At 69.1% G+C, this 23806-nt stretch carries 21 protein-coding genes and 3 pseudogenes; 7 read left to right on the top strand and 17 right to left on the bottom strand.

The annotated features are described in order from the left end of the window. Positions 1 to 17: 17 nt before the first annotated feature. From IEY86_RS24795 to IEY86_RS24805, 3 genes and pseudogenes are all read left to right on the top strand, one after another. Positions 18 to 329 (top strand): annotated as a pseudogene (locus IEY86_RS24795) (fumarylacetoacetate hydrolase family protein); the annotation flags it as partial. Then, on the top strand, positions 326 to 1108 hold the full coding sequence (locus IEY86_RS24800; RefSeq protein WP_308425169.1) for a maleate cis-trans isomerase family protein: 783 nt from the start codon (positions 326 to 328) through the stop codon (positions 1106 to 1108). The pseudogene IEY86_RS24795 and the gene IEY86_RS24800, both read left to right, overlap by 4 nt. A gap of 76 nt (positions 1109 to 1184) precedes the next feature. Further along, positions 1185 to 2045 carry a PaaX family transcriptional regulator gene (locus IEY86_RS24805; RefSeq protein ID WP_189134050.1) on the top strand — a complete coding sequence of 287 codons (861 nt, stop codon included), beginning with the start codon at positions 1185 to 1187 and terminating at the stop codon, positions 2043 to 2045. 162 nt (positions 2046 to 2207) lie between these two features. Here the strand turns inward: IEY86_RS24805 and IEY86_RS38510 are convergent. After that, positions 2208 to 3103 (bottom strand): annotated as a pseudogene (locus IEY86_RS38510) (winged helix-turn-helix domain-containing protein); the annotation flags it as partial. 196 nt (positions 3104 to 3299) lie between these two features. Next, positions 3300 to 3530: a hypothetical protein gene (locus tag IEY86_RS24820; protein WP_189134053.1), complete on the bottom strand. Its 231-nt coding sequence runs from the start codon at positions 3528 to 3530 to the stop codon at positions 3300 to 3302. A 164-nt stretch (positions 3531 to 3694) separates the two neighbouring features. Here IEY86_RS24820 and IEY86_RS24825 point away from each other — a divergent pair, with 164 nt between their 5' ends. After that, a complete protein-coding gene (locus tag IEY86_RS24825; protein WP_189134054.1) occupies positions 3695 to 4165 on the top strand; it encodes a hypothetical protein in 471 nt (156 codons plus the stop codon). A 172-nt stretch (positions 4166 to 4337) separates the two neighbouring features. Here IEY86_RS24825 and IEY86_RS24830 read toward each other — a convergent pair. After that, positions 4338 to 4556 (bottom strand): annotated as a pseudogene (locus tag IEY86_RS24830) (IS701 family transposase); the annotation flags it as partial. A gap of 169 nt (positions 4557 to 4725) precedes the next feature. Here IEY86_RS24830 and IEY86_RS24835 point away from each other — a divergent pair. Then, positions 4726 to 5157 carry a chromosome partitioning protein gene (locus IEY86_RS24835; RefSeq protein WP_189134055.1) on the top strand — a complete coding sequence of 144 codons (432 nt, stop codon included), beginning with the start codon at positions 4726 to 4728 and terminating at the stop codon, positions 5155 to 5157. Continuing rightward, a complete protein-coding gene (locus IEY86_RS24840; protein ID WP_189134056.1) occupies positions 5154 to 6029 on the top strand; it encodes a hypothetical protein in 876 nt (291 codons plus the stop codon). Before IEY86_RS24835 ends, IEY86_RS24840 begins: the two co-directional genes overlap by 4 nt. Before the next feature lie 83 nt (positions 6030 to 6112). On the opposite strand, the gene IEY86_RS36725 is transcribed toward IEY86_RS24840, so the two are convergent. The 14 genes from IEY86_RS36725 to IEY86_RS24910 all read right to left on the bottom strand — a co-directional run bounded on the left by IEY86_RS36725 (position 6113) and on the right by IEY86_RS24910 (position 22355). Beyond that, positions 6113 to 6265, bottom strand: coding sequence for a DUF3387 domain-containing protein (locus IEY86_RS36725; RefSeq protein WP_229698722.1), 153 nt, complete (start codon positions 6263 to 6265; stop codon positions 6113 to 6115). A 125-nt stretch (positions 6266 to 6390) separates the two neighbouring features. Continuing rightward, positions 6391 to 6951 (bottom strand): outer membrane protein assembly factor BamB family protein, encoded by a 561-nt coding sequence (locus IEY86_RS36730; protein ID WP_229698723.1) that lies wholly within the window; start codon positions 6949 to 6951, stop codon positions 6391 to 6393. A 475-nt stretch (positions 6952 to 7426) separates the two neighbouring features. Next, the gene (locus IEY86_RS24855) at positions 7427 to 8284 is read right to left on the bottom strand and encodes a protein kinase domain-containing protein (protein WP_308425170.1); all 858 of its coding nucleotides are present in this window, start codon (positions 8282 to 8284) and stop codon (positions 7427 to 7429) included. Beyond that, positions 8224 to 8832 (bottom strand): superoxide dismutase, encoded by a 609-nt coding sequence (locus IEY86_RS24860; RefSeq protein WP_189134058.1) that lies wholly within the window; start codon positions 8830 to 8832, stop codon positions 8224 to 8226. The genes IEY86_RS24855 and IEY86_RS24860 overlap by 61 nt, the downstream gene beginning before the upstream one ends. Before the next feature lie 418 nt (positions 8833 to 9250). Next, complete coding sequence (locus tag IEY86_RS24865; protein ID WP_189134059.1) at positions 9251 to 10780, bottom strand: sugar ABC transporter ATP-binding protein; 1530 nt, start codon at positions 10778 to 10780, stop codon at positions 9251 to 9253. Between the two features lie 24 nt (positions 10781 to 10804). Next, positions 10805 to 11806 carry an amidohydrolase family protein gene (locus IEY86_RS24870; protein ID WP_189134060.1) on the bottom strand — a complete coding sequence of 334 codons (1002 nt, stop codon included), beginning with the start codon at positions 11804 to 11806 and terminating at the stop codon, positions 10805 to 10807. A gap of 256 nt (positions 11807 to 12062) precedes the next feature. Continuing rightward, on the bottom strand, positions 12063 to 12827 hold the full coding sequence (locus IEY86_RS24875) for an SDR family NAD(P)-dependent oxidoreductase (protein ID WP_189134061.1): 765 nt from the start codon (positions 12825 to 12827) through the stop codon (positions 12063 to 12065). Positions 12828 to 12996: 169 nt separating this feature from the next. After that, positions 12997 to 14478, bottom strand: a complete 1482-nt coding sequence (locus IEY86_RS24880; protein ID WP_189134062.1) for an aldehyde dehydrogenase family protein — start codon at positions 14476 to 14478, stop codon at positions 12997 to 12999. A 40-nt stretch (positions 14479 to 14518) separates the two neighbouring features. After that, positions 14519 to 15859: a RidA family protein gene (locus IEY86_RS24885; protein WP_189134063.1), complete on the bottom strand. Its 1341-nt coding sequence runs from the start codon at positions 15857 to 15859 to the stop codon at positions 14519 to 14521. Positions 15860 to 16663: 804 nt separating this feature from the next. Further along, complete coding sequence (locus IEY86_RS24890) at positions 16664 to 17638, bottom strand: alpha-ketoacid dehydrogenase subunit beta (protein WP_189134064.1); 975 nt, start codon at positions 17636 to 17638, stop codon at positions 16664 to 16666. Next, on the bottom strand, positions 17626 to 18585 hold the full coding sequence (locus tag IEY86_RS24895) for a thiamine pyrophosphate-dependent dehydrogenase E1 component subunit alpha (RefSeq protein ID WP_229698724.1): 960 nt from the start codon (positions 18583 to 18585) through the stop codon (positions 17626 to 17628). Before IEY86_RS24895 ends, IEY86_RS24890 begins: the two co-directional genes overlap by 13 nt. A gap of 96 nt (positions 18586 to 18681) precedes the next feature. After that, positions 18682 to 19932 carry a M24 family metallopeptidase gene (locus IEY86_RS24900; protein ID WP_189134066.1) on the bottom strand — a complete coding sequence of 417 codons (1251 nt, stop codon included), beginning with the start codon at positions 19930 to 19932 and terminating at the stop codon, positions 18682 to 18684. A gap of 210 nt (positions 19933 to 20142) precedes the next feature. After that, positions 20143 to 21243, bottom strand: coding sequence for a sugar ABC transporter substrate-binding protein (locus tag IEY86_RS24905; RefSeq protein ID WP_189134067.1), 1101 nt, complete (start codon positions 21241 to 21243; stop codon positions 20143 to 20145). A 50-nt stretch (positions 21244 to 21293) separates the two neighbouring features. After that, positions 21294 to 22355 (bottom strand): ABC transporter permease, encoded by a 1062-nt coding sequence (locus IEY86_RS24910; protein ID WP_189134068.1) that lies wholly within the window; start codon positions 22353 to 22355, stop codon positions 21294 to 21296. 189 nt (positions 22356 to 22544) lie between these two features. Here IEY86_RS24910 and IEY86_RS24915 point away from each other — a divergent pair, with 189 nt between their 5' ends. Then, positions 22545 to 23270, top strand: coding sequence for a helix-turn-helix domain-containing protein (locus IEY86_RS24915; protein WP_189134069.1), 726 nt, complete (start codon positions 22545 to 22547; stop codon positions 23268 to 23270). Positions 23271 to 23806 lie beyond the last annotated feature (536 nt).

The raw sequence follows: 23806 nt of genomic DNA on the forward strand, positions 1-23806 counted from the left end.
AGGGCCAGGACTCCTACGCGCCGTTCGGGCCGGCCATCCGCACCGCCGGCGATGTCACGGACCCGCACCGGCTGGACCTGTCCCTGCGCGTGAACGGCGAGGTCAAGCAGAAGTCCAACACCGGCTACATGCTGTTTCGGATCCCCGAGTTGATCGCCGACATCACCGCGGGCATGACCCTGGAGCCCGGCGACGTGATCGCCACCGGTTCACCGGCCGGAGTGGGCGCGAGCTTCACCCCGCAGCAGTTCCTGCGGCCCGGCGACGTGGTCGAGGCGACCGTGGAGTCCATCGGTACCCTGCGCAACCCCGTGGTGGACGTCCGATGAGCGCGAGAAGATTCCGTATCGGCCAGATCGTGCCGAGCTCGAACGTCACGATGGAGACCGAGATCCCGGCGCTGTTGCGGGCCCGGGAGACGGTCGAGCCCGAGCGGTTCACCTTCCACTCCAGCCGGATGCGCATGAAGGAGGTACGCAAGGAGGAGCTGGCCGCCATGGACGCCGACTACGTGCGGTGCGCGGCCGAACTCTCCGACGCGCACGTGGATGTGCTCGGCTACGCCTGCCTGGTGGCGATCATGAGCATGGGCCACGGCTACCACCGCACCTCCGAGCAGACGCTCGCCAAGGTCGCGGCGGACAACGGCGCGCCGGCGCCGGTGGTGACCAGCGCCGGTGCCCTGGTCGGCACGCTGGAGGTACTGGGGGCCGGCAGGATCACCCTCGTTGCGCCGTACCTGCGGCCGCTGACCGAGCTGGTCGTGGCCTACATCCGCAACGAGGGGGTCGAGGTCACCGACTACACCGCCTTGGAGATCCCGGACAACCTTCAGGTCGCCGCGCACGACCCCGAGAAACTGATCCCCATCGTCCGGCGGCTCGACCACTCCGACGCCGGCGCGATCGTGCTGTCGGCGTGCGTCCAGATGCCGTCACTGGAATCGATCGAGATCGTGGAGAACGAAATCGGCAAGCCGGTGCTCTCGGCCTCCGTCGCCACCGCCCATCAGATGATGGGGGCCCTGAACCTGCCCGCCGTCGCCCCGGGCGCCGGATCCCTGCTGTCCGGCAGGTATGCGACGACCCCGCCGCCCGCGGCACGCTAGCGCCCTTGCGCCCCCGGGCAACAGCCGCCGTACCTGCCCCGGCACGGCGGCTGTTCGCCATTGCTATCCTGCTCACATGACGGTCGCAGCAAAACCGAGCGAACCGGCCGAGGGCAGCGGGGCACCACGGACGGCGCAGCCCCGTCAGTTCATCGTGACGGTGTACGGCCTGTACTCCCGCACCGAGGGCGGCTGGCTGTCGGTGGGGTCGCTCATCAACCTCCTGGCCGACCTCGGTATCGACGCACCCGCCGTACGGTCCTCGATCTCCCGACTCAAGCGGCGCGGCATCCTGCACGCCGAGCGACGGGGCGGCGCGGCGGGCTACGCGCTGTCGGAGGAGGGCATGGCGGTGCTGCGGGAGGGCGACCACCGGATCTTCCGGCGGGAGCGCTCGTCCCTGGCCGACGGCTGGCTCCTGGCGGTGTTCTCGGTGCCGGAGTCCGAACGCAGCAAACGGCACCTGCTGCGTTCCCGCCTGAACCGGCTCGGGTTCGGCACCACCGCGTCGGGGGTGTACATCGCGCCTGCGCACCTGCACGAACCGACCTCCGAGGTGCTGCGGCGCCTGGGCCTCGACGGCTACGCCGACCTCTTCCGCGCGGATCACCTCGCCTTCAGCGACCTGAAGGCGAAGGTACGCCAGTGGTGGGACCTGGACCAGCTGGAACAGCTGTACACCGAGTTCGTCGACGAGCACGCGCCGGTACTGGAGCGGTGGCGGCAGCGCTCCGCGGTCGATGAGCGGGACGCCTTCATCGACTACGTGCGCACGCTCACCGACTGGCGGCACCTGCCCTACCTCGACCCGGGGCTGCCGCACGAACTGCTCCCGCCGGACTGGATCGGGATCCGCGCCGCCGATTTGTTCTTCACCCTGCAGGCCCGGCTGGAGGATGGGGCGCGCGCGTACGTCGCGAGCGCCATCGCCGGCTGAGACCCGTTCGCGCGGCCCCGGATCCTCGGGCCCGCACCGGCATCTGCGCCTGTCAGCGAGGTCTCGACATCAGGTGGGAGTCCCGTGGGAGTCCCGCTGACCGGATCGGAGTCGGCATGCGTGCGGCCGCGAGGGAATCCTTGGGCCACTGCGAGAAGCCGCGATCAGCTCGCGCCGCATCGCGGCGTCCACGTGGTCGGTGCAGTGGTGGGTGCAGTCCTCCCACAGCAGCACGAGGTCACCGACGCGACGCTGATGGGCGGCGTCCAGGAGGCGGGCGAAGCCCTTCTCCCCGAAGCCCTTCTTCTCGCACGTGCGGCCGTGGCGCACCAGCATCCGGAAGATCGGCCGGGTGCGGTCACCGGGCCTTGTGGCAGACCGGGCCGGCGAGCGGGATCCCTCGCGATCCCGCGGCGCGGACCGTGACGGCGGGCGTGTGTCCGCGCCGGGACCAGGTGCGTGCCGTCGGCGGCCGCAGCATCTGCCCCGACCCGTCCTCGAAGCACAGCCGGGCGTCCTGATCCCTCACTGTCCTTCCACCTGCGGCCGGCTTTCCACCTGCGCCAGGCCTCCTTGATCCGGGTGGCCACTGCGTCCTCGTCCCGCTCGGCAGTACGCCGCGCCGGGGCCCCGCACCGCCCAGCCCATCCGGCGCAGGATGCGCCAGGTCCGCGCCGGGCCGAAACGGACATGGAACCGCGATCGCAGTGGCCACCCGGGCAGGCCTCCACCGCCGGTCCTCCACCCAGCCGTGCGCGGCGCCCTTCCCCGGTTCGGAAGCCGACCGGGCCCGCCGGTCCTGTGTCATCCGTGACGGCCGTCCGGACGGCCCCCTGGACCGCAGGACTCCGGTTCGCCGTCCCACCGGCGGCATGCCAGGCATACGCGGACTTGCGGGAGACCCGTAACCGCCGCGCCACCTGCGGCGACGTCACCCCTCGCACGACCAACTCGGCAGCCTCGAACCGCATCTGCTCCCGCCGGGCCCGCTGTCTCGCGGTCGGGCCCCCATCGGGATACCGATGACACCGGGATGCACCCACCACCGAGACCACCATCACCCCGAACCGAAAGCCTCAGTCGGGGCGGTGCTGGAGCCGACGCAGATTCTGGTGGATCCGCCGGGCGGGCGGGTGAGCAGGCCCTCCAGCACGGGCCAGGCGGTGACCAGGATTCCGCGCGAAGTCTGGCAAACACGCCCCAACCGGAGCTCCGACTCCGATCGGCACACGGCGCGGAGAGCCCGGCTCACCGTTACCGCCGACCCCATCCGCCTTCATCCCACTCCCTGCAGAACCCGTACCCGCGCCGACGCCCGAACCCGTAGCCGCAGTACTGACGGCGCAGATGGCAGCCGCCGCGCCAGTCGCAGGCCCCGTAGGCGGCGCAGGGGAGCAGGCGGGCGAGTATCTCGGTGTAGGTACCGGCGGTGATCAGGTCCTGGCCGCAGGAGCGGGAGACCACGGAATAGATGCTCTTGTCCAACCGGTCGTCCGACCACAGCCGCTATCGGCCGGATCCGGGTACGACCTGCCGCCTGCAACTCCACAACGCGCGCCGCGCCACCTCGAAGTTGCCTGCCCGCGAAGGGACAGGTTCCAGGTCTGGATCAAGCCCTGACCACACGACTCACACGCCGGAACCACGCCATGAACGAGCCGATCGGACAAGGCTGTGCAGCCGTCTCCGCCTCCTACCACCAGTTCCTGATCAGCGACGAGGAGGGCGGCCTCGGCCCGGAACTGCCTCCCCACCACAACGGGCTCGTGCACGCGGAGGACGGCGAGGCCTACGTGCAAACCGGTATCCACACCGGGAACGTCGAGGTCACTGTCCCCCTTCACCGCGCCGAACCGGCCCCGGACCCCGGTCGATGGCAGGAGATCGTCGAGATCCCGGCGCACTCGGCCTCCGGCGGGCTGGGGGTGCGCAGGCCTGGCCCGCTGCGCCGCAGCCTGTGGGTGTGCTGGCAGCCGCCGCAGTACGGAGCCGACCAGCGTGCGGCCGTGCCCGACCCGGACGCCACTGTCATGGGGCCCACGCGCAAGCTGAGCACCAACCCGGTGCAACGGCGCCTGCAGGCCGGCGAGTCAGGAATCCCTCGCCGCCTGATGCCGTAACCGCGTCGGCCGGCACCTGGCCACCTGCCCAACAAGCGGACAGCACTGCCGACAACGGCTCTTCACCCGCGGGTAGGCCGCGCGGGGCACGCACACCCCCAGCCGGGACGGCACGGGCGCCTGTGGCCGGCCCCTGCGGCACCCGAGGCACGGTGGAAACTCACCGACGCCGTAGAACTCCCCGTTGGGGATCGCCGATGTGCCCCACGACCGCGTCGCGGACGTCGTCACGCAGGGCGTCGGTGTCCCACAGGTAGTGGTTCACCAGCCGTTGCATCCCCCGGGGACCTGTGTCACCGGCGGTCTCGGCCAGGGTCCAGCCGTTCTTCCGTTCCGTCTCGCTGCCACGCCCGGCCCTGGACGCCGTCCTGGCGCTGCCCGAGGACACCACACAGCGCGTTGCACTGGTCGGGGTGTCCGCGTACGGACGTCTCTCCTCAGTTGCGTACGGACGAACTCACCCAGTTGTAAGGCGTGTTTTTCGGGCCGATCGGCCTGATTCGCCGCCCAGTAGGCGGTACCGTCTGTTGTGGGGTCAGCACTGGCCGTGGGGGGTGACGGTGACGGGCATCGAGATCGCGATCGGGTACTTATTCGCGTGGGCTGTCCGGAAGGCTCAGCGCGTGACTGGGCGGGCGGACGGGGAAGTCGACCGGGCGCTGGACGCCGGGATGGACCGCCTGCACGACGTGGTGAGCCGGAAACTCGGAGACGACCCCGCGCTGCACCGGCTGACGGAGGAAGCGGCAAGCGGGCGTGAGTCGCCCAGCGACCGGACCCGGCAGCGGGTGCTGCTCATGCTGGAGGAAGCCGACGAGACCGATACCGGATTCGCGTCCGATCTTGAGCAGGCGCTGGCCCACCTGCAATCCCTTGCCCGGGCACCCGGCAGCCAGCCTGGCGGGGACCACATTGAGTTCCACCACAACACCTTCGGCGGTCCGGTCCAGGTCAAGGGCGTCCAGCACATCCACCGCGGCGCCGCCACATGACCGACGACAACAGACAGTACGGCGCGCAGGACGACTTCGCATTCCGCGACAACACCTTCCAAGGCCCCTTCCAGACCGAGGGCGTCCAGAACATCCACTACTACAGTGTGCCCCCGGCTAAGCCTCAGGCACGCAAGTGGTGGCGGCGGGCGACGGGACGGTCAGCGGCACTGGCGCTGGTCCTGGTCGCGGGAGGCGCGTACACGGTGTACGCGCTGGGGTCCTTCGGCGGGACGCCGAAGGGGATACCGGTGCCACGGCCGGTGAATCCCGGCAATGCGAAGCTCCCGTCATACGTGCACATCCAGGCGCAGGAGCACTGTGCCTCCAGCGTCAACTACTACGCGGAGACGGCCGACGACTACCGAAGGGGAGAGCACAAGGGGCAGAGGCGCCTGGGGCCGGTAGCCGTCGACATCACCAGCCAGACGTCGTCCAAAGAGGCCGTACTGCTGGTGGGCATGCGTGTGCTGGACCTGGAGCGGAAGGACCCTCCCGCCACCGGCATCGCCGTCGCGGACGGAGGGTGCGGAGCGGCAGTGGACGTCAGACCGTTCTGGACCGATCTGAACAAGAGTGATCCACCCATCATCGCGAAGGCGGCTGCGCACCCGCCGGTGACCTTTCCCTACAAGATCTCGTCGAACGACCCCGAGGTGTTCGAGCTCACCCTGGAGAACAACACTTGCTTTTGTGCCTTCGCCGTCGAGATCGACTGGGTCGCTGCGGGAAAAGCCGGCAAGACGGTCCTGAACAATGGCGGATCGGGCTTCCTGTCCAGCGCGGCCCCCAAAGTCGCCGCGTACACACTCGACTCGTCCAGCCGACTGCTACGGACGACATACGGGCGGCTTCTCCCATCGCGCTCGTAACACGACCACGAGCGCGCCTCTCACGTGAAGGAACTCTGACCTTCGGCAAGGCAAGGCCGACGACCGAACCTTGATTGCCGCCCTCACTCGTAGTTCAGAGAAGGCGCCGTTGATGCCGCGCTCGGCGAGCCGACGGAAGGTGCCTTTGCCAGCCTGATCGGCGAGGGTCCCATGACCTGCTTCGCCATCTCGACGAGCTCGGCGATGAACTCCGCGCTCGTGTACTGCTGCCTCATGTACCGGACCATCAGATCCTACAGTCGTTCGGAGAAGGTCGTGCGCCGGACGATGTTGTGCCGCGTCACCTCGCGCATCTTCCGCTCGATGAGCCGCCGCAGCGCCTCGCCGCCAGGTGGGGGCCTCACTGTTCTGCGACTGGACGACGAGCGCGCCGTTCAGAGGTGTCAGGTCGGCGGTCTCCAGGCCGGCCTCGGCGAACAGGTCCGTCACGACGCCAGACGCCGGTCTCGACGACCGAGGACGTCAGCTGGGCGAGGTACAGCTCGACGTCGCGTGCAACAGGCAGGCCGCGTGCCTCGCGGTCCATCGCGTCGTACTTCGCCAAGGTCAGGGAGTGGTCTGGCACGAGGGTGTTCCACTTGGGCCGGCCGGTGCGTTGGTCCAGTGCGGTCAGATCCATCTTGAGGCCGCGGTCGGCAAGGGTGTAGATGCCCTGCTCGGTGGCGATGAACTGCGTCCGGTGGGGCAAGGGTTTGGTCCACCGAATCCGGCCCTTCCGGACACCGATGGCGACGATCTTGGGGTCGGCGAGGTACACCGTGGAGCCGACCAGGTCGCACTGCATGACATCGGGCAGCGGCCGTGTCCAAGCCGTCTTGCCGGTTCTCGCATCCAGGGCACACAGCGTGCGGGGGCGGCGGGCGATGAGGTGTCCTGCGGAGACCCCGAGGGGCTGTCGCATCCGTCGAAGCCCATCTTGTTCGAGGCTGGCGGTCTGTCCCGCTGCCATGCGCGCTTGCCGGTCTCGATGTCCAGGCGGATGAGGGACCCGTTGGGCCGGGCGAGGTACGTGGCGTAGGGCCGGCCGCAGAAGATGTCATGCGGTTCCGCGATGCATTCCATGGGATCGTGCCCGCCCGTGGGGACTCGGGCTTCCCATGGTTGAGGGGGCAGCGGCTTCGGAGCCGGTCGGCTGGGACGGTGCGGCGCGTCGCTGTCGGCGACGGCTCCGCCTGCGAGGAAGCTCAGCGTGCACAGCGCGGCGAGCGCGGCGACGGCGGCCGCCGGTGTGGTGAGTCGGCCGGGGCGGGGCGGGCGGACCGGGATGCGTGCCAGCAGCTGCTTTCGTCTGGTGGGGGCGGGGCGCGGGGCGCTGAGCGTGTGCAGCAGTTCCTGCGGGGCGGGCCGGTCGGTGGGCTTCTTGGCCAGGCAGTGGGTCACCAGGGGAGAGCAAGGGGGTGGGCAGTCCGTCCAGGTTCGGGGGTTCGTGGACGGCCTGGTAGGCGGTGGCGTGGGGGCTGCCCGCGTCGAAGGGGCTGCGTCCGGTGGCGGCGAAGGCCAGTACGCAGCCGGGGCGAAGAGGTCGGTGTGGGGTCCGGCCTGGTACGGGCGGTGAACTGCTCGGGTGCCATGAACGGCGGGGTTCCGACGGCCTGTCCGGCCCGGGCGAGGGGGTTGCCGTCCATGGCGCGGGCTATCCCGAAGTCGATCACGCACGGGCCGTCCGCGGTCAGCAGGACGTGGGTGGGCTTGAGGTCGCGATGCACCACCCCGGTGCGGTGGATGTCGATCAGTGCCTTGGCCAGTGCCTTGGCCAGGTCCTGCAACTGCTCCGCGGTGAGCGGGCTGCCTTCGCGCACCTGCTCGTCCAGGGACCGGCCGGGGACGAAAGGGTGGCCGTCCAGGGTCGGGGCGCGTAGGGGTCGGCGTCGATGACGGGGGCGTTGAAGGCGCTGTGGACCATGCGGGCCGCGGCGACCTCGAGTTCGAAGCGTGCCCGGAACTGGGGGTCCTCGGTCCACTCCCGGCGCACCACCTTGACGGCCGCCTTCTCTCCGGAGGCTGAACGGGCCAGGTAGACCACCCTCATGCCGCCGCTGCCTAAGTGCGTGACGCTGTCGGGGATCTTGAGTGCGTGTGTTTCTGATCTTGATTGGAGGGCCGCCGAAACGAGTTGGCGGGCCGGGAAGCCATAGTGGCTTCCCGGCCCGCCGGGTGATGTTGTGATGTTGGGTCAGGCGCCGGTTGCCGCGGTGTGGCGGGCGGCGACGTCTTCCCAGTCGACCAGGTCCCACAGCTTGGTGACGTAGTCGGGGCGGACGTTCTTGTATTGCAGGTAGTAGGCGTGTTCCCAGGCGTCGAAGACCAGCAGCGGGGTGCTGCCCTGGCCGACGTTGCCGTGGTGGTCGTAGACCTGCTCCACGATCAGGCGGCGTCCGAGCGGCTCCCAGGCCAGGACGCCCCAGCCGGATCCCTGGACGGACGCGGTGGCGACGGTGAGCTGCTTCTTGAACTGCTCGAAGCCGCCGAAGTGTTCGTCGATGGCGTCGGCGAGGGCGCCGTCGGGTCGGTCGCCGCCGTCCGGGGAGAGGTTCTGCCAGAAGATCGAATGCAGGACGTGGCCGGAGAGGTTGAAGGCGAAGGTCTTCTCCAGCCCCACCAGCGAGGTGGGCGTGATCTGGTCCTTGTCGCGGACCTCTGCGATCTGCTCGAGGGTGTCGTTGGCGCCCTTGACGTAGGCGGCGTGGTGCTTGGCGTGGTGCAGTTCCAGGATCTGCCCGGTGATGGCCGGCTCCAGCGCGGCGTAGTCGTAGGGCAGGTCGGGAAGCGCATAGGTGCCCATCAGGCACGTCCCCTTTCCGGGTGAGTGATCGTCTGGGGACAGCCTATGCCTCTATTGCGAATACCTTGCAACAACAAGAGGAATGCATCAGCATGATCTGTGGCGGGGTCGGCCCGTCAGTCTTCGGTGTCTGAGCGCCGTGCCGTCCGTCCGGCGTGTCCTTCCCGGAGAGTGATCGTCTTCTCACCCGGCGCCCGCCGGTCCCGGCCGGCCCCGCTCTGGCATGCGAGGACCTCACGCACCCGGAGTCAAGACTTCTCTGCGGTGCGCCATGCGGTTGGTCTTGGTTTCCCCATCCCCGGACCCCAGTAGCCCCGGCAGGCCGCAACTTTCCCACCCTCGGAGCCCCAGTAGCCCGGGCAGGCCGCGTCGACGGCGGGCCGGCGGGCGGCAGGCTCCCGGTCGGACTCGGGGGCGTTCAACCGACGGCGTGCCCGAGCAGTTCCCCGTAGGTGGCGCTGGGGCCCGGGACCACCGTGACGACGCGCCCGCCCCTCATCACATGGATGACATCGGCGAGTCCGAGCAGATCCTCGAATTCGGAACTGGCGATCACGACACCCTCGCACCGGTCGGCGGCAAGGCGGCGCAGGGCCGCCCTGATCTCGGCCTTCGCGTTCACGTCCACGCCCTGCGTCGGCTCGTCGACCAACAGCACGGTCGGTGCGCTCTCCACCGCACGGGCCAGGCTGATCTTCTGCTGGTTTCCGCCGCTGAGCGAGCCGACGCGCTGCTCGGTACCGGCACTGCGGACGTCGAACATCCGCCCGTATCGTTGTGCGAGTTCCCGCTCACGCCGCGCCCGGCGGAAGCCGAACCGGCGGATGTCCCGTTGGGCCCGCACCGGGAGCGCGGTGTTCTCGCGGATGGACATGCCGGTGACCACACCCGCGCCACGCCGGTCCGCGGGTACCAGCACCAGCCCGTGGGAGTATGCCTCGCGCACCGAGCCGGGGCGCAACAGCGTGCCGGCCATCTGGACCGTGCCCGCGGTGTACGGCAGTTGGCCGGCGATCGCCCGCAGCAATTGGCCCTGGCCGGAGCCCTGCACCCCGGCGATACCGACGATCTCGCCCTGGTGCACGGCGAGGTCGACATCGGTGAAGGCCCGTGGCAGGCCGAGCCCGGTGACCGTGAGAACCCGCTTGCGCTCGGCGCGCTCGCGCCGGGGCACGCCGCCGGAGGGCTCCGGAGCCGGACCGGTCGTCACCCTGCTCATCAGATCGATGATGCGCTGACGGTCGTACTCGCCGCGCGCGAAGCTCCCCACCTCTCGGCCGTCGCGCAGCACCGTCACCCGATCGGCGATCCGCATCACCTCGCCCAGGCGATGGGTGACGTAGACGATCGCCTTGCCCTGGTCCCGCAACGCCTCCAGGCGGTCGAGTACTGATTCGGCGTCCGGCTCGGACAGTACGGCGGTGGGTTCGTCGAAGACGATCACTTCGCCGGGACGGGCGAGCGTCTTGGCCACCTGGACCAGTCTGAGCTCCGGAACGCTCAGTGACCCCGCGCTCGTCGCGGCGTCGAACTCCGCCCCAGCTTGCAGCAGCGCCTGGCGGGCCGCGGTGAGCTCCCGGCGGTTCAGCCGGCCTTTGCGGGCATTCCGGGATTCGAGCCCGAGAAGGACGTTGCGGCCGGCGGTCAGACGGGGCACGGCGACGATGTCCTGCGGGACGAGGCTGATCCCGGCGGCCATGGCGGCCCGCGGATGACGGAACGCGGTCGGCCGGCCGTTGACGGTGATCCTTCCCTGGTCCGGCCTGATGACACCGGTCAGGATCTTTATGAGAGTGGACTTGCCTGCGCCGTTCTCACCGAGTACGGCATGCACCTGGCCGTAGTCGACGCGCAGGTTCACCGCGTCGAGAGCGGTCACGCCCCCGAACCTCTTGGTGACGCCGGCAAGTTCAACAGCCGCAGCGCCGTTCTTCGCTGGCATGGTCATCCAACCCACCTGTTCCGTCTCTCGTCAGTCGCTGCTACGAGCAGCCGCGTGCGGATCGCCTCGGCCCTCGGCTGTGGGCCCCGCCTGCACGCGACCGCTCCGCGCGAACAGCCGCAGGGCGTTGCCCTCGGTGATCGCCGACGCCTCGCCGGCCGGGATGCCGGAGTCCGCGATGTACTCGACCGCCCGGGTGAACATCGGCCCCGGCAGATAGGGGAAGTCCGTGCCCAGCAGCAGTCTGTCGGCCCCGACGCTGTCGCGGGCGCAGCGCAGCGCCGCGGGATGCGAGTTGACGGTGTCGTACCACAGCCGTCGAGCGAGTCGGCTGGGCGGCGCGGCGGCCTGGTTGGGGTGGCGCCGGTACTGGTCGTCGAGGCGTTGGAGGAGAAAGGGAAGCGTTCCGCCGAGATGGGGCACGATAATGTCGATGCCGGGGAAGCGGTCGAGCAGCCCCGACAGCATCAGGTGCGCTGCGGCCAGAGTGTCCTCGTATGGCGCCCCGACCAGCCAGGTCAGACCGTGCTCCGCGGTCAGCGGTCCGGTCCCGGTGCCCAGTGGATGCAGGAACAACACGGCGCGCCTTCGGTTCAACTCCTCGAAGACCGGGGCCAGTTCGGGCGACGCGAGCGAGCGGCCGAATATCGAGGTTCCCATCACCGCGCCGGGGAATCCCAGCTGGTCGGCGGTGCGTGCGAGCTCGGCGAGTGAGGCGTCGATGTGCGGGAGCGGCAGGCTTGCGAAGGCGGCGAACCTGTCGGGGTGGCGCCCGATGAGCGCCGCGAAGGCGTCGTTGGCGAGGCGAGCCGCCGTCACACCCGCGTCGGCGCGTGCGATGTCGGGCAGGACGGGAGCCACCGAAAGGATCTGCCGGCCGATCCCGGCGGCGTCCATCGCGGCGAGCCGTTGGCCCATGCCCGCGTCCCCGGCCAACGGATCGCGGGCGATCGCCGTCGGCGGGCCACCGTGCCGGTCGAGGAAGTCCAGGTAGCGCTCGGGGAAGTAGTGGGCGTGGACGTCGACGCGCATGTCAGTCCACCCCCGCGCCGACGCGTCGGCCGGGCCGCGGTGCCCAGGTCCGCGTCGGGGCGCCGGGACCGTGGCCGAGAGGCGGTGCGGACGCCGGTGGACGGCGGCACAGCTGCGCGGGTCCTGGCATCGTCCGGGGCGCCGGGGTGCCGTGGGTCTTCCGTGGGCGCGAGGCCGTGGCCTGCAGTGTCATTGCCGAGGTCCTGTCCTTGATCGCCCGGGGCCCGGGCGGCGCGGGTCCCGGGCGTGCCGGGGGTCAGTAGGCGCTGATGCCACCGTCGACGGTGAGCACCGAGCCCACCATGAATCCGGACGCCTGGGAGCTGAGGTAGAGCACCGCGGCGGCCACGTCCTGCGGCGCGCCGACGCGGCCGGCCGGCGTGCGCCGCGTCTCGGCTGCCAACGCCGAGGGATCGTCGAGATACGACGTCATCGGGGTGCGGATGATCCCGGGTGCCACCGTGTTGACCCGGATGCCCCGCTCGGAAAGCTCGACGGCCAGCGCACGAGCCATGGACTCCACCGCTCCTTTGCTGGCCGAGTACGCGGCGGTGCCGGCGAGCCCCAACTGGGCGAGGTTGGAGCCGACGAAGACCACGGTCGAGCCGCGGCCCATGTGCGGTACCGCGGCGCGGGTGAGGGCATACGGTGCCCGCACGTTCGTCGCGTACTGGGCGTCCAGTTCGTCGGTTCCGGTCTCGGTGAACGGCTTCATGGTGAAGACGCCCGCGTTGTTGACCAGACAGTCGATCCGGCCGAAGACGCGCAGCGCGGCGGCGACGACGTGTTCGGCGGCATCCGGCGCGGTCACGTCCGCCTGGCAGACCTCGCACTCCCCGCCCGCGGCCGTGATGTCCTCGGCACAGGCGGCAAGCCGCCCGGCGTCCCTGGCCACGAGGAGGACCCGCGCTCCCGCCGCGGCCATCGTCTTCGCGATCTGCGCGCCGATCCCGGAACTCGCGCCGGTCACCACGATTGCCTTGTCCTTCAGGTCCCACAGCCGGGATTCCGCGTGCTGCATGCTCCCGGTCTCCTTCCGCCTCGGTAGTTGCATGGTCTGTCCCGGGATCCGTCCCGGTGGATGGCGGTCGCGCGGCACCGGGGGCCGACCGAGGCGATCGCTTCCCGGGGCCTGCGGGCCGCACCGCGGCCGGTGCCACGGCAGCCGACCCGGTCCGATACCGCGCGCCTCAGGTGCCGCGGGCTCCGCTCCAGGTGGGGACCTGCGATCTGCCGGACGGTGTCCTGACGCTCTTGGTCCGCAGGAATTCCTGCAATGTCTCGGCCGCGTGCTCCCTTCCGTATCCGCTGGCGCGGTTGCCGCCGAACGGCGTACCCAGGAACATGCGGTTGTAGTTGTTGACGAAGACCACTCCCGCGTCGATCTCCCGACCGGCCCGTCTGGCGCGCTGGTCGTCCTGCGTGTAGACGGCGGCCACCAGGGCGAAATCCGTGCCGTTGGCGATCTCGATGGCCTCCTCGTCGGTGGCGAAGCGGATCACCGACGCCACGGGTCCGAAGATCTCCTCGCGTGCGATCCGCATCCCGGGGGTGACGTCGGTGAAGACCGTCGGCGGCACGAAGTAGCCCCCCGCCAGGCGCGGGTCGTCCGGGATCCGGCCGCGGAAGGCCAGCACCGCTCCCTCCAGCTGCCCGGTTTCCACAAACGCCTCCACGTTCCGCTTGTGCTCCGCGGTGACCATGGCTCCGATGTGCGTCCGCGGGTCCAGGCCGTCCCCGACCACCAGACGGGATGTCGCGGCGATGTACCGGCGGATGAATTCGTCGGCGACCGCGTCGTGCACCAGCACCCGCGAGGCGGATGTGCACGCCTCTCCCTGGTTGAAGAAGGTCCCCTCGACGGCGCCGCTCACCGCGAGGTCGAGATCCGCGTCCTCGTAGACGATCAGGGGGCACTTGCCACCCAGCTCCAGCAGGGCGCCGGTGAAGTGCTCCGCGGCGTCCTTGAGGACGGCGCGTCCGGTGGCCGGTGAGCCGGTGAAGGATATCCGTCGCACCAGCGGGTGACCGGTCAGAGCCCTGCCCGCCTCCGAACCGCGACCGGGAACCGCCTGGACCACCTGTCCGGGGAAGACCTCCTGGAGGATTTCGGTGATCCGCAGAACGGTGAGCGGACACTGCTCGGGGGGTTTGAGGACGACCACGTTGCCGGCCGCCAGCGCGGGCGCCGCCTTGGCGGCGGTATGCACCGGCGGCCAGTTGAACGGGATTATGCCGGCGACCACGCCGTACGGCTCGCGGATGGTGTACGTGTCGATCGGGCCGCCCGGGAAGAAATCGCCGTGGATCTTGTCCGCCAGCGCCCCGAAGAACTCGAACGACTCGGCGCACACCACCATGTCGTAGTGCCGGGAGATCTCGATGGGCTTGCCGACCTCGCGCGATTCGATCTCGGCTATCTCGTCCGCGTGCTCGCGCAGGAGTTGGGCTGCCCGCCTGAGCATCCGGCCCCGCTCCGCGCCGGTGCGATGGCGCCAGTCCTCGGTGAAGGCACGGTGCGCACCGCGCACCGCCGCGTCGATCTCTGCGGCGTCGGCGGCGCGGATCCGGGCGAGCAGTCTCCCGGTCGCCGCCTCGTGGACCGGGAACGACCCCGCCTCGTCGTCGGAAGACCATCGCGCCGCGACCGACTCCAGTTCGGCGATTGTCATGGACTCTCCTGGTTGGCGTGAAGGCTGGTGAGGTCGCTCCTCAGACCGCTTGTGAGGGCTCGGCATAGGCGACCGCGTCGACCAGGACGGAACAGCCGGGCACATGCAGGGGGCCGGGCACCGCGGTGACGCAGACCGTGGGCGGACTGTCCGGCATGACCCGCTTGAGCATCCGGTAGACGGCGTAGCCGTCGGTCGGATCGGTGACGAAGGCGCGGAGCCGCACCAGGTTGTCGATGCTGGTGTTCCCGGCCCGACACACCTCGTCGAGCCGATCGAAGATGCAGTCGAGCTGGCTCATCACATCCGGGGCGCTGTGCAGGCCCGACGCGTCCCCAGCCAGGAGTTGGGAGACCCACAGCAGCGGACCCGCCTTGACCGCCTCCGATTCGTGGCCGAGCGGCTCTCTTCCGGTGCTGACGATCTCCCGCTGGTAGCCGAGCCCGGGGCGCACCGACTGGCTCATCTGCTCCATGCGCACCGCACGATCCCGATGGTGGAGGTCGCTTCCTTCGAAGGCGGGGATACCCAGTCCCTGGCATGGGACGACGGTGCGCGCCGGCGGAGCGCCGGTGAACCGCCGCCGCCATACCTTGTCCAGTTCGAACAGGTCGGCCAGGTCCGTCAGGTACACGGTCATATGGACGACATCGTCGAGCGAGGCGCCGACCCGGGCGAGGTACGTCTCAAGCCTGGTCAGCACGAACTCCGTCTCGCTGCGGATCTCGCTCCCCCACCAGACGATGTCGTCGACCTTGGCGTCCTGGTGGATGTCGTGCGCCGCGTAGTCGATCGCGGTGTCCCCGACGGTGAACACGTAGGGGCCCACCGTGATGACCTCGTTGAAGGGCCCCTCCTCGCTGAACGAATCGCCATAGGTGCGCTCGGTCAGGCTCTCGTGGTATCCGGCGCTGGCGGTCGCTATCTGCTTGGTGAAGCCTCTCTCGGGGCTGACGGCGATACCGGTGTGCGCGATCGTGGCGAATCCGGGGACCAGGGGGCCGGTGGAGATGTTGGCGCTGGTCGGCCTGGCCTTGTCGAGGAAGCCGGGGGACCGGCTCTCCTCGGTGTATGCGTCGCCGTACTTCTTCGCCGGCATGTACTGCTCGATCTGGGCCACGTCCCGGATCGATGAACCGAGTTCCGGAAGCATGTCGACGTAGCGCTGGTAGATATACCGGGTCTGCAGGGTGCAGTGGGCCGCGGGCGAGAGGTGGTAGGGCGCCTTCACCTCCGACTCACCGGGCAGCCTCCCGGTCTCGTCCACCGGGAGGCTGGACATGAACACATAGGGACCGGCGGTGGCGAACCGTGAGAAGTACAGTCCCTCTCCATCGACGACGTCGCGGACCACCCGGCCGCGCCCAGTCTGGGCAGTCATAGTGAACACTCCCTGGTGAGGACTGTGGTTTACTCGAAGAGGCTGTTCAGCGTCGCACGCTACGGCGTAGCCGCTTGAGACAGGAGGGTGGGAGTCGGTACGGCACCGGTCCCTGATGTTGAGCGTTATTTAACATCGGCTGAAAGAAGTGCGTCAAGTGTCACTAATCATCGGAGCGCGTCGCCGCGCCGGCACCCGACCGGGCCGCAGCCTGCCCGCCATGCGCCCCGGAGAACCTCTGCACCGGCCCAGGGGCGGCGGCCGACCACGCGGTCAGTCGCGCAGCCGGTGACGGGACGGCGCTTCGCGGCCCTCGGCGGCGGCCCTGGCGGCGCGCACCGGTCGGTGACGCCCTCGGGCCCATAACGCCCTTGGCAGGACGAGCAGTTCACCGCTCGGGCACAAGGAACGAGGAGGCAGGACGCCGACATCCGCTGACACATCGGGACGTGTCAGCGTCGGGCGCCGGTCCGAGCGTGACGCAAGCCCGGCGAATCGACCTGCCTATTGTGATCCAGTTCCTCCCCGATGGAGAACAGCAGGCGGCCGACGAGCACCCCAACGTCGGGTTGCTCCACCTTGCGGGATCCACGACGGCTCACACCCCCACCTCCATCGTCAAACCCCTGACTGTCACCTATTCGTACAATAAATGCGCGAAGCCGGACGCCACCCCCTCACCTTCATCACGATGGACCGGATGGGGGAGGCCGACTACGGCCGGGGAGCCCTTGGCCGAGCGGCCCGGCACCGCCGCCTCCCTCGGTGACTTTCCCGATCCCAGTGCCGGTCGCCGTGCGTCCGTCATCCGACGGCGGTGCGGACCGACTCCACGACGCGGGCCACCGACGGCAGGGCGATGTCCTCAAGAACGTCGGCGGCGGGCAGCGGGACATGCGGCGTGGTGATCCGGACGATCGGTCCGTCCAGGTCGTGGAAGCACTCCTCCGACACGATCGAAGCGAGCTCGGCTCCCCAGCCGCACAGCCGGGGGTTCTCCTCGACCGTGAACAATCTGCCCGTCGCGGCCACGGTCTCCAAGATGGTGGCGGTGTCCAGCGGGACCAGCGAGCGGACATCGACGACCGTCGCCTCGATACCCTGGGACGACAGTTGTCCGGCGGCGGCGAGAGCACGCGGCACCATCGCCCCCAGGGCGGCGATGGTGCAGTCCCGCCCGCGGCGCAGCACCCGCGCGGTACCGAGTTCATCGACGATCTCGCCGTCGGGCACCTCGCCTTTGGCGGCGTAGAGCGCCTTGTGCTCGAAGAACAGCACGGGGTCGGGATCGCGTACGGCGGCGGCGAGCAGTCCGATCACATCCCTGGGGTTCGACGGCGCGATCACCTTGAGTCCGGGGACGGCCATCGCCCAGTTCTCCACGCTCTGTGAATGTTGGGCACCGAAGCGCAGGCCGCCGCCGTTCCCCGAACGGATGACCAGGGGAAAACTCACCTGACCGTTTGTCATGTAACGTGACTTGGCTATCTCGTTGACGACGATATCCCAGGCCACCGCGAAGAAATCGGCGAACATGATCTCCGCGATGGGCCGCAGTCCGGTCATCGCGGCGCCCATGGCCGCGCCCAGGATGGCCTGTTCGCTGATCGGCGTGTCACGTACCCGTTCGGCGCCGAATTCGTCCAACAGGCCGGGGGTCGCCTTGAACACCCCGCCGGCGGCCGCCACATCCTCGCCCAGAAAGACCACGCTGTCGTCCCGGCGCATCTCCTGGGCGATGGCCCGGGCCACCGCCGCGCGGTAGGTCAGTTGCGCCATGACGAGCCTCCATCGGCCCATACGTCGCTCATCAGCAGTTCCGGGGCCGGCGGCGGCCCGGCCTTCGCCTCCTCGGTGGCCAGGTCGACCGCCTCGGCCACGGCCTGCTCCAGGCGTTCCAGCTCCGCTCGCGGCACTCCCAGGGACAGCAGCCTGGAACGGTAGAGCGGAACGGGGTCGCGCTCCAGCCATGCCGCGATCTCCTCGGCCGGACGGTACTTTCCCGGATCGGCCCGCGAGTGGCCGCCGTGGCGGTAGGTCAGCGCCTCGATCAGGCTGGGTCCGGCACCTGACCGGGCGCGTTCGACGGCCCGTACCGCGGTCTGGTACATCACGTCCGCGTCGTTGCCGTCGACGACGACGGGCTCCAGCCCGTAGGCCGCCGCACGGTCTGCCGCCGGCCGGTCCACCGCCGTGACGGCGGCGATCGGCGTGTACTCCATATACAGGTTGTTCTCACATACGAAGACGACGGGCAGCTTCCAGACCGCAGCGAAGTTCACCGCCTCGTGGAATGCGCCGATATTGGTCGTGCCGTCGCCGAAGAAGCACACGGCGACCTGGCCCGAGCGGCGGTACTGGGCCGACCACGCCGCTCCGTTGGCGATGGTCAGGTGGGCGCCGATGATCGCGTACGAGCCCATGACACCGTGCTCGACGCTGGTGAGATGCATCGAGCCGCCCTTTCCCCCCATCAGTCCGTTGGCTCTGCCCATGAGCTCGGCGAGTACCGCGGTCATCGGCACCCCGCGTGCCAGGGTGTGCGCGTGCCCCCGGTATGTGGCGAAGGTCCAGTCGCCCGGCATCATGGCGACTCCGAACGCCGCGGCGATGGCTTCCTGGCCGAGTGACAGGTGACTGGTCCCCTTCACCAGGCTCTGCATGAAGAGGTCGTATGCCCGCTTCTCGAAGTGCCGCATCTCCAACTGGAGGCGGTACAGCTCCATACGGGTTTCCGAAGCGATATCCGGGAGGTCTGGGACGGTGCTGGTCATCACATCTGATCTCCGTGTACTGCGAGTGTTGCCGGACCGACGGTCTGGTCAGTAGGCGTTGGCGACGAACAACTCCTCAGCCGGGAAGAGTGTGATGACCCTGGCTCCGTCCTCGGTCACCACGACCTCTTCCTCGATGCGTGCCGCCGAATGTCCGTCGGCGGCCGGGCAATACGTCTCAAGAGCGAAGACCATGCCCTCCTGGATCTCCTGAGGATGCTCCAGGCTGTTGAGCCTGCTGATGACGGGGCGCTCGTGCAGCGCCAGACCGAGGCCGTGTCCGAATTGCAGGCCGAAGGCGTCCATCTCGCTGCCGAATCCGAATTCCTGTGCCTTGGGCCAGGCCCGGGCGATCTGGTCCGTCGAAACGCCGGGCTTGACGAGCTGGATCGCCGCGTCGATCCACTCCCGGGCACGCTTGTAGGCGTCACGCTGGGCGGACGTCGCCCGTCCGACCGTGAAGGTCCGGTAATAGCAGGTGCGGTATCCGTTGAAAGACTGGATGATGTCGAAGAACACCTGGTCGCCGGGTCGGATGAGCCGGTCGGAGAAATTGTGCGGGTGCGGGTTGCACCGCTCGCCGGAAACCGCGTTGATCGCCTCGACGTCGTCGGAACCCATGTCGTACAACTGCTTGGTGGCGATGCCGACGATCTCGTTCTCCCGAATGCCCGGCTTCAGCACCTCCGCGATGGTCTGGTACACACCGTCCACCATGGCCGCGGCCTGTGAGAGCAGGGTGATCTCGTCGGCGGACTTGATCTGCCGGGCATCCAGCATGATCTGCTGTCCGTCACGCACGTCCAGACCCTGCCGCTGCATTTCGAAGAGCATGGCCGGTTCCACGATGTCCACGCCGAGCGGCTGATCGGCCAGTCCCAGATCGGCCAGGATTCCGCGGATCTCGCGGACGGCCCGCTCCATCAGTCCGGCGTCCGGCGCGACAGCGCCGCGTAGTCCGAGCATTCCGGCCCGGCTGTTCTCCGGTTTCAGCCAGGGGGCGTAGAGCTGATGGTGCCGGGCGGCCGAGCCGAAGTCCCACACCATGGGCTCGCCCGACCGGGCCAGCAGCGCATAGCGAGTCATCTTGTCGCGAGCCCACTCTCCGATCACCGTCGAGGTGAGGTAGCGGATGTTGTTGGTGTCGAAGACGAGGAGAGCGCCGAGTGCCGACGCGTCGAGCGCCGCACGGGCTCGGTCCAGCCGGAAGGAGCGCAGTCGATCGAAGTCGACCCGGGTCTCGAAGTCCACCCCTGCACACCCGGGAGCGGGCAGCAGTGCGGGGTGTGCTGTCGTCATCGCATGCTCCTTGAGTTTTCTGAAAAGGCGAGGGAGATCACTGCATCGCGCCAGGTCCGGCTGCCGGGCACACGGAAGAGCGGTGCGGCCGTGGTGGGCGGCGGGACGCCGGGGGAAGCCGTCGGCTGGACCGCAGCGATGCCGATGCGGTCCCGCCCGGGCAAGGCGTCCGGTGTGCCCGTGCTCACCGGCCGACGCGCCGTCGGATCGTCACCCGGACGAGGCGGTGAACGATGCCGGATACAGTTCTGCGTTGGCCTGCGCGGTTCCGATGTCCGACTTGTTGAACTGCGATACCGGCAGACATGTCGTCTTCGGGACCGTCTCCCCGTTGAGCGATCGGACCGCCTGCACGACGGCCATATAACCCATCCAGACGTTGTCGACGGGGATCGTGGCGGCGAGGGTTCCGTTCTGCAGCGACTTGACAGCGGTCGGCTCGTATCCCGTGGTGACGAACGGGATGCCGTGGAAGCGCCCGGTCAGGGAGTCCGGCAGCAGCTGGTAGTAGAAGACGGAGTAGACCCATTTGATGTCGGGATGCGTCTGCGTGGCATCCGTGAAGTCCTTCAGCCCGGCAGCGGGGTCCACCGGACCGGTCGGCGCCGCCGCGACCGTGAACTTCGGGTATTTGGCGTGGAGTTGGTCCATGAAGCCGGCGATCCGCTTCTTAGACCAGGTGGCCGTCGCCGGACCGGCCATCACGATACCCGGCCCGCCGGACGGCACCACCCGCGCGAGCTGGTCCGCCCCGATCTTCCCGATCAGATAGTCGTCCTGGAGCACCGACGCGGTGACGTCCTGGCTGTCGACTTCCGTTCCGAAGTCGATGAGCGGGATGTGGGCCGCCTTGGCCCTGGCGACGATCGGGACGGATCCTTTGGTGTCCACGGGCATCAAGGCGATCGCGTCGGTGCCGCGCTGGATGACCTGTTCGGCCTGGGACAACTGCGGGCCGGGGGTGGTGAAGCCGTTTCCGGCGACGATACGAAGATCCACACCGGCCTCGCGAGCCGCCTTCTCGGCGCCGTAGGCGACGGCCTGGTAAAAGTACCCGGCCAGACTGGCTTCCATCACGGTGACGCGGAACCGCTTCTTGGCCTTGGGAACCGAATGGCCCAGCAGTTGCTCGGGGCTGTACCTGGCATCACAGTGCAGTGATCGATGCAGTGGGGAGCCGCCGCTGGTGTCCGAACCCGGCGCGGGGGTACCGCTATTCGCGCCGGTACCGCAGGCAGCGACCAGCAGGGTCGCCACCGCTGCGCCGGTCGCCGCGATGGGGTGCCGTCTTCGGGGCCGTGGCCGTGTCATGTGCACTGTCGTCTCCTCCGCAGGTGGACTCGAAGTTCGAAAAGCGCTGGTTATGCGGGGTCGCCCGGTCGGTGGCGTCGTGCTGTGAGCAGGTGGACGAGGGGAAGAAGCCGCTGCGTCAGACTGCCGGTACGGGCGAGCAGGACGGTGGCCACCAGAACCACGCCGATGATCATCTGTTGGGCGAACTCCGTGACGGCCGCGATATTGAGCCCGGTGGTCAGCACCGAGAAGAAGACGACGCCGAGAAGGACACCCGACAGCCGTCCGGTACCACCGCCGATGGCCACACCCCCGATGACCGCCGCCGCGATGGACAGCAGGTCGTAGCCCTGCCCCAGCCCGGCCTGCCCGATGCCGACACGCGCGGAGAGCATCAGGCCCGCCAGCGCGGCCAAAGTGCCGCACATGGTGTATGCGGCGATCTCCACCCCGACCACCCGGATCCCCGCCAGCCGGCACGCTTCGCGGCCCCCTCCGACGGCGAAGATGTAAAGACCGATCCGGAGCCTGGACAGCACCAGCCAGGCCAGCACCATCACCACGGCGGCGATTCCCACGGCCGACGGGATCACGCCCCAGCTGCCGCTCCCCCAGTACTCGATGAACGAGGGCGGCAGTCCCGCGATCGAGGCGCCGCCCGCGAGCTGGTTGGCGAAGCCGCCGAGGAACGTCAGCATGCCCAGGGTGACGACGAAAGGGCTGACGCCGAACCCGGATATGGCGATTCCGTTGACCAGACCGACGACCGCCCCGCTCGCCACCCCCAAGGCGGCCGACACCACGACGCCGTGATGATGCGTCATGGCCAACGCCGAAACGGTACTGGCGAAGGCCATATTCGCCGCGACCGACAGATCGAACCCGCCGACGACGAGGGCGAACATCTGCGCCACCGCGACGACCAGCAAGATCCCCGCCTGGCGGCCGACGTTCACCACATTTCCAGCCGTCGCGAACGAGGAAGGGTAGGCCACCGCGAACACCAGGAGAAGGACGGCCAGCACCACGAAGACCTGCGCTTCGGTACCGAATCCGGCGGACAGGCGCCGCAGCGTCCCTACGGTTCGTGCTGCCGGAACCTCCGCCTCGGAGACAACATCCTGCGCCACTGGACAGGCCCCCTGTCTCGTACAGTATTACTCAACGGCGTTAAGGATTACTCTTCATTCTTGGACGTGTCAAGCTTTGCTTTCGCCACCGTATGCGCTGTATGACCAGATGTGTTCCGCCGGTGACACTGCCTGTCCAGTGGCACCCGCGCACGTGTACGCTGACTGTAAACACGAGGAGACGGTTCAATGACGCAGATGTCCGGGCAGACCGGGCCCACCCCCGAGCGGTTCGCGGCGGATCTAGGGCCGCGACTACGGACCGAGCGCATGCGCCGCAAGTGGAGCATCCGTGAGCTGGCCCGCCGGATCGGGGTGTCCGCCAGCTTGATTTCGCAGATCGAAACGGGGAAGTCCCAGCCGTCCGTCAGTACGCTCTACGCGATCGTGACGCAGCTCGGCGGGTCCCTCGACGACCTGTTCGACAGCGGGCACAGCGGCCCGAGCCCCCGGCAGGCCCTGCCCGCCCTCCCCGCGGAGGCGCAGCCCAGCGCACCCGATGAGCACCCCGCGCGGCTCGCCGAGCCGCTGTCCGCGATGGTGCAGCGGGCAGCCGACCGCAAGACGCTCGAGTTGCAAGGGGGGGTGCGGTGGGAGCAGTTGACGCCCCGGTCGGTACCGGGTGCCGACTTTCTCCATGTGACCTACGAGGTGGGGGGTGCGTCAAGCCTCGAAGGCCACTTCCAACGGCATGGCGGCCGGGAGTGGGGATACATCATCAGCGGCCGCCTCGGCGTCTCCGTGGGCTTCGACACCTGCGAGCTCGGGCCCGGCGACTCCATCGCGTTCGACTCCACCGTTCCCCACCGGCTGTTCACCATCGGCGACGAGCCCGTGCAAGCCGTGTGGTTCGTCCTCGGCCGCCGCTCCCTCGTCGATCTCGGCGACATCCACACCGACCCCGATCAGCCCTGACCGGCGGGACCGCGTTCCCGGTCACGACCCACCGGGACCACGGCGTGCCCCGCCCGACCGCTGGACCGCCCCCACCCGGCCGGCACCGGCCACCACGGGCCCGGCCGGCAGCGGACGACAACGAACGGCCCGTCAACCCCTCGATCCGCAACAGCCGGTAGCACACCGCATTGCGATCACGAACCACTGCACCGCGGCGGCCCGGACCGATCCGCCTGCGCCGGTCCAAGTTCGATCAAGCAGAGGGCGTCGTCGAGGTGTGGGAGCTGCTGCTCTCGCGGGTTCGGCGCTGACAGGACACGGATCACAACGAGAAGCTCCCGCACACCGCCGAACACGACCCGGACCCGAGGCAACCCGGGCCCGGAGGGCACCCCGGACCCCACCGCCCCACCAGGAGCACGAGCACCAGGCGCTCGCAGTCACCCTCGGCCTTCTGCTGCTGAGTGCCTAGGGACTGTAAATCGTTCGGTGTAACTCCCGATCGTGGAAGATGCATCGATGACCAGTGAGAACGTGTCCGAGTCCGAGACCGT

Source organism: Wenjunlia tyrosinilytica (assembly GCF_014646055.1).
Taxonomy (GTDB): domain Bacteria; phylum Actinomycetota; class Actinomycetes; order Streptomycetales; family Streptomycetaceae; genus Wenjunlia; species Wenjunlia tyrosinilytica.

Excerpts from the sequence above, each read along its gene's own strand:
- IEY86_RS24895 (WP_229698724.1), bottom strand. The coding sequence starts at position 18,585 with ATGGAGCTGTACCGCCTCCAGTTGGAGATGCGGCACTTCGAGAAGCGG.
- IEY86_RS24900 (WP_189134066.1), bottom strand. The coding sequence starts at position 19,932 with ATGACGACAGCACACCCCGCACTGCTGCCCGCTCCCGGGTGTGCAGGG.
- IEY86_RS24915 (WP_189134069.1), top strand. The coding sequence starts at position 22,545 with ATGACGCAGATGTCCGGGCAGACCGGGCCCACCCCCGAGCGGTTCGCG.
- IEY86_RS24865 (WP_189134059.1), bottom strand. The coding sequence starts at position 10,780 with ATGACCATGCCAGCGAAGAACGGCGCTGCGGCTGTTGAACTTGCCGGC.
- IEY86_RS36730 (WP_229698723.1), bottom strand. The coding sequence starts at position 6,951 with ATGCGACAGCCCCTCGGGGTCTCCGCAGGACACCTCATCGCCCGCCGC.
- IEY86_RS24860 (WP_189134058.1), bottom strand. The coding sequence starts at position 8,832 with ATGGGCACCTATGCGCTTCCCGACCTGCCCTACGACTACGCCGCGCTG.
- IEY86_RS24870 (WP_189134060.1), bottom strand. The coding sequence starts at position 11,806 with ATGCGCGTCGACGTCCACGCCCACTACTTCCCCGAGCGCTACCTGGAC.
- IEY86_RS36725 (WP_229698722.1), bottom strand. The coding sequence starts at position 6,265 with ATGAGGCAGCAGTACACGAGCGCGGAGTTCATCGCCGAGCTCGTCGAG.
- IEY86_RS24825 (WP_189134054.1), top strand. The coding sequence starts at position 3,695 with ATGAACGAGCCGATCGGACAAGGCTGTGCAGCCGTCTCCGCCTCCTAC.
- IEY86_RS24840 (WP_189134056.1), top strand. The coding sequence starts at position 5,154 with ATGACCGACGACAACAGACAGTACGGCGCGCAGGACGACTTCGCATTC.
- IEY86_RS24890 (WP_189134064.1), bottom strand. The coding sequence starts at position 17,638 with ATGGCGCAACTGACCTACCGCGCGGCGGTGGCCCGGGCCATCGCCCAG.
- IEY86_RS24875 (WP_189134061.1), bottom strand. The coding sequence starts at position 12,827 with ATGCAGCACGCGGAATCCCGGCTGTGGGACCTGAAGGACAAGGCAATC.
- IEY86_RS24885 (WP_189134063.1), bottom strand. The coding sequence starts at position 15,859 with ATGACTGCCCAGACTGGGCGCGGCCGGGTGGTCCGCGACGTCGTCGAT.
- IEY86_RS24880 (WP_189134062.1), bottom strand. The coding sequence starts at position 14,478 with ATGACAATCGCCGAACTGGAGTCGGTCGCGGCGCGATGGTCTTCCGAC.
- IEY86_RS24905 (WP_189134067.1), bottom strand. The coding sequence starts at position 21,243 with ATGACACGGCCACGGCCCCGAAGACGGCACCCCATCGCGGCGACCGGC.
- IEY86_RS24800 (WP_308425169.1), top strand. The coding sequence starts at position 326 with ATGAGCGCGAGAAGATTCCGTATCGGCCAGATCGTGCCGAGCTCGAAC.
- IEY86_RS24805 (WP_189134050.1), top strand. The coding sequence starts at position 1,185 with ATGACGGTCGCAGCAAAACCGAGCGAACCGGCCGAGGGCAGCGGGGCA.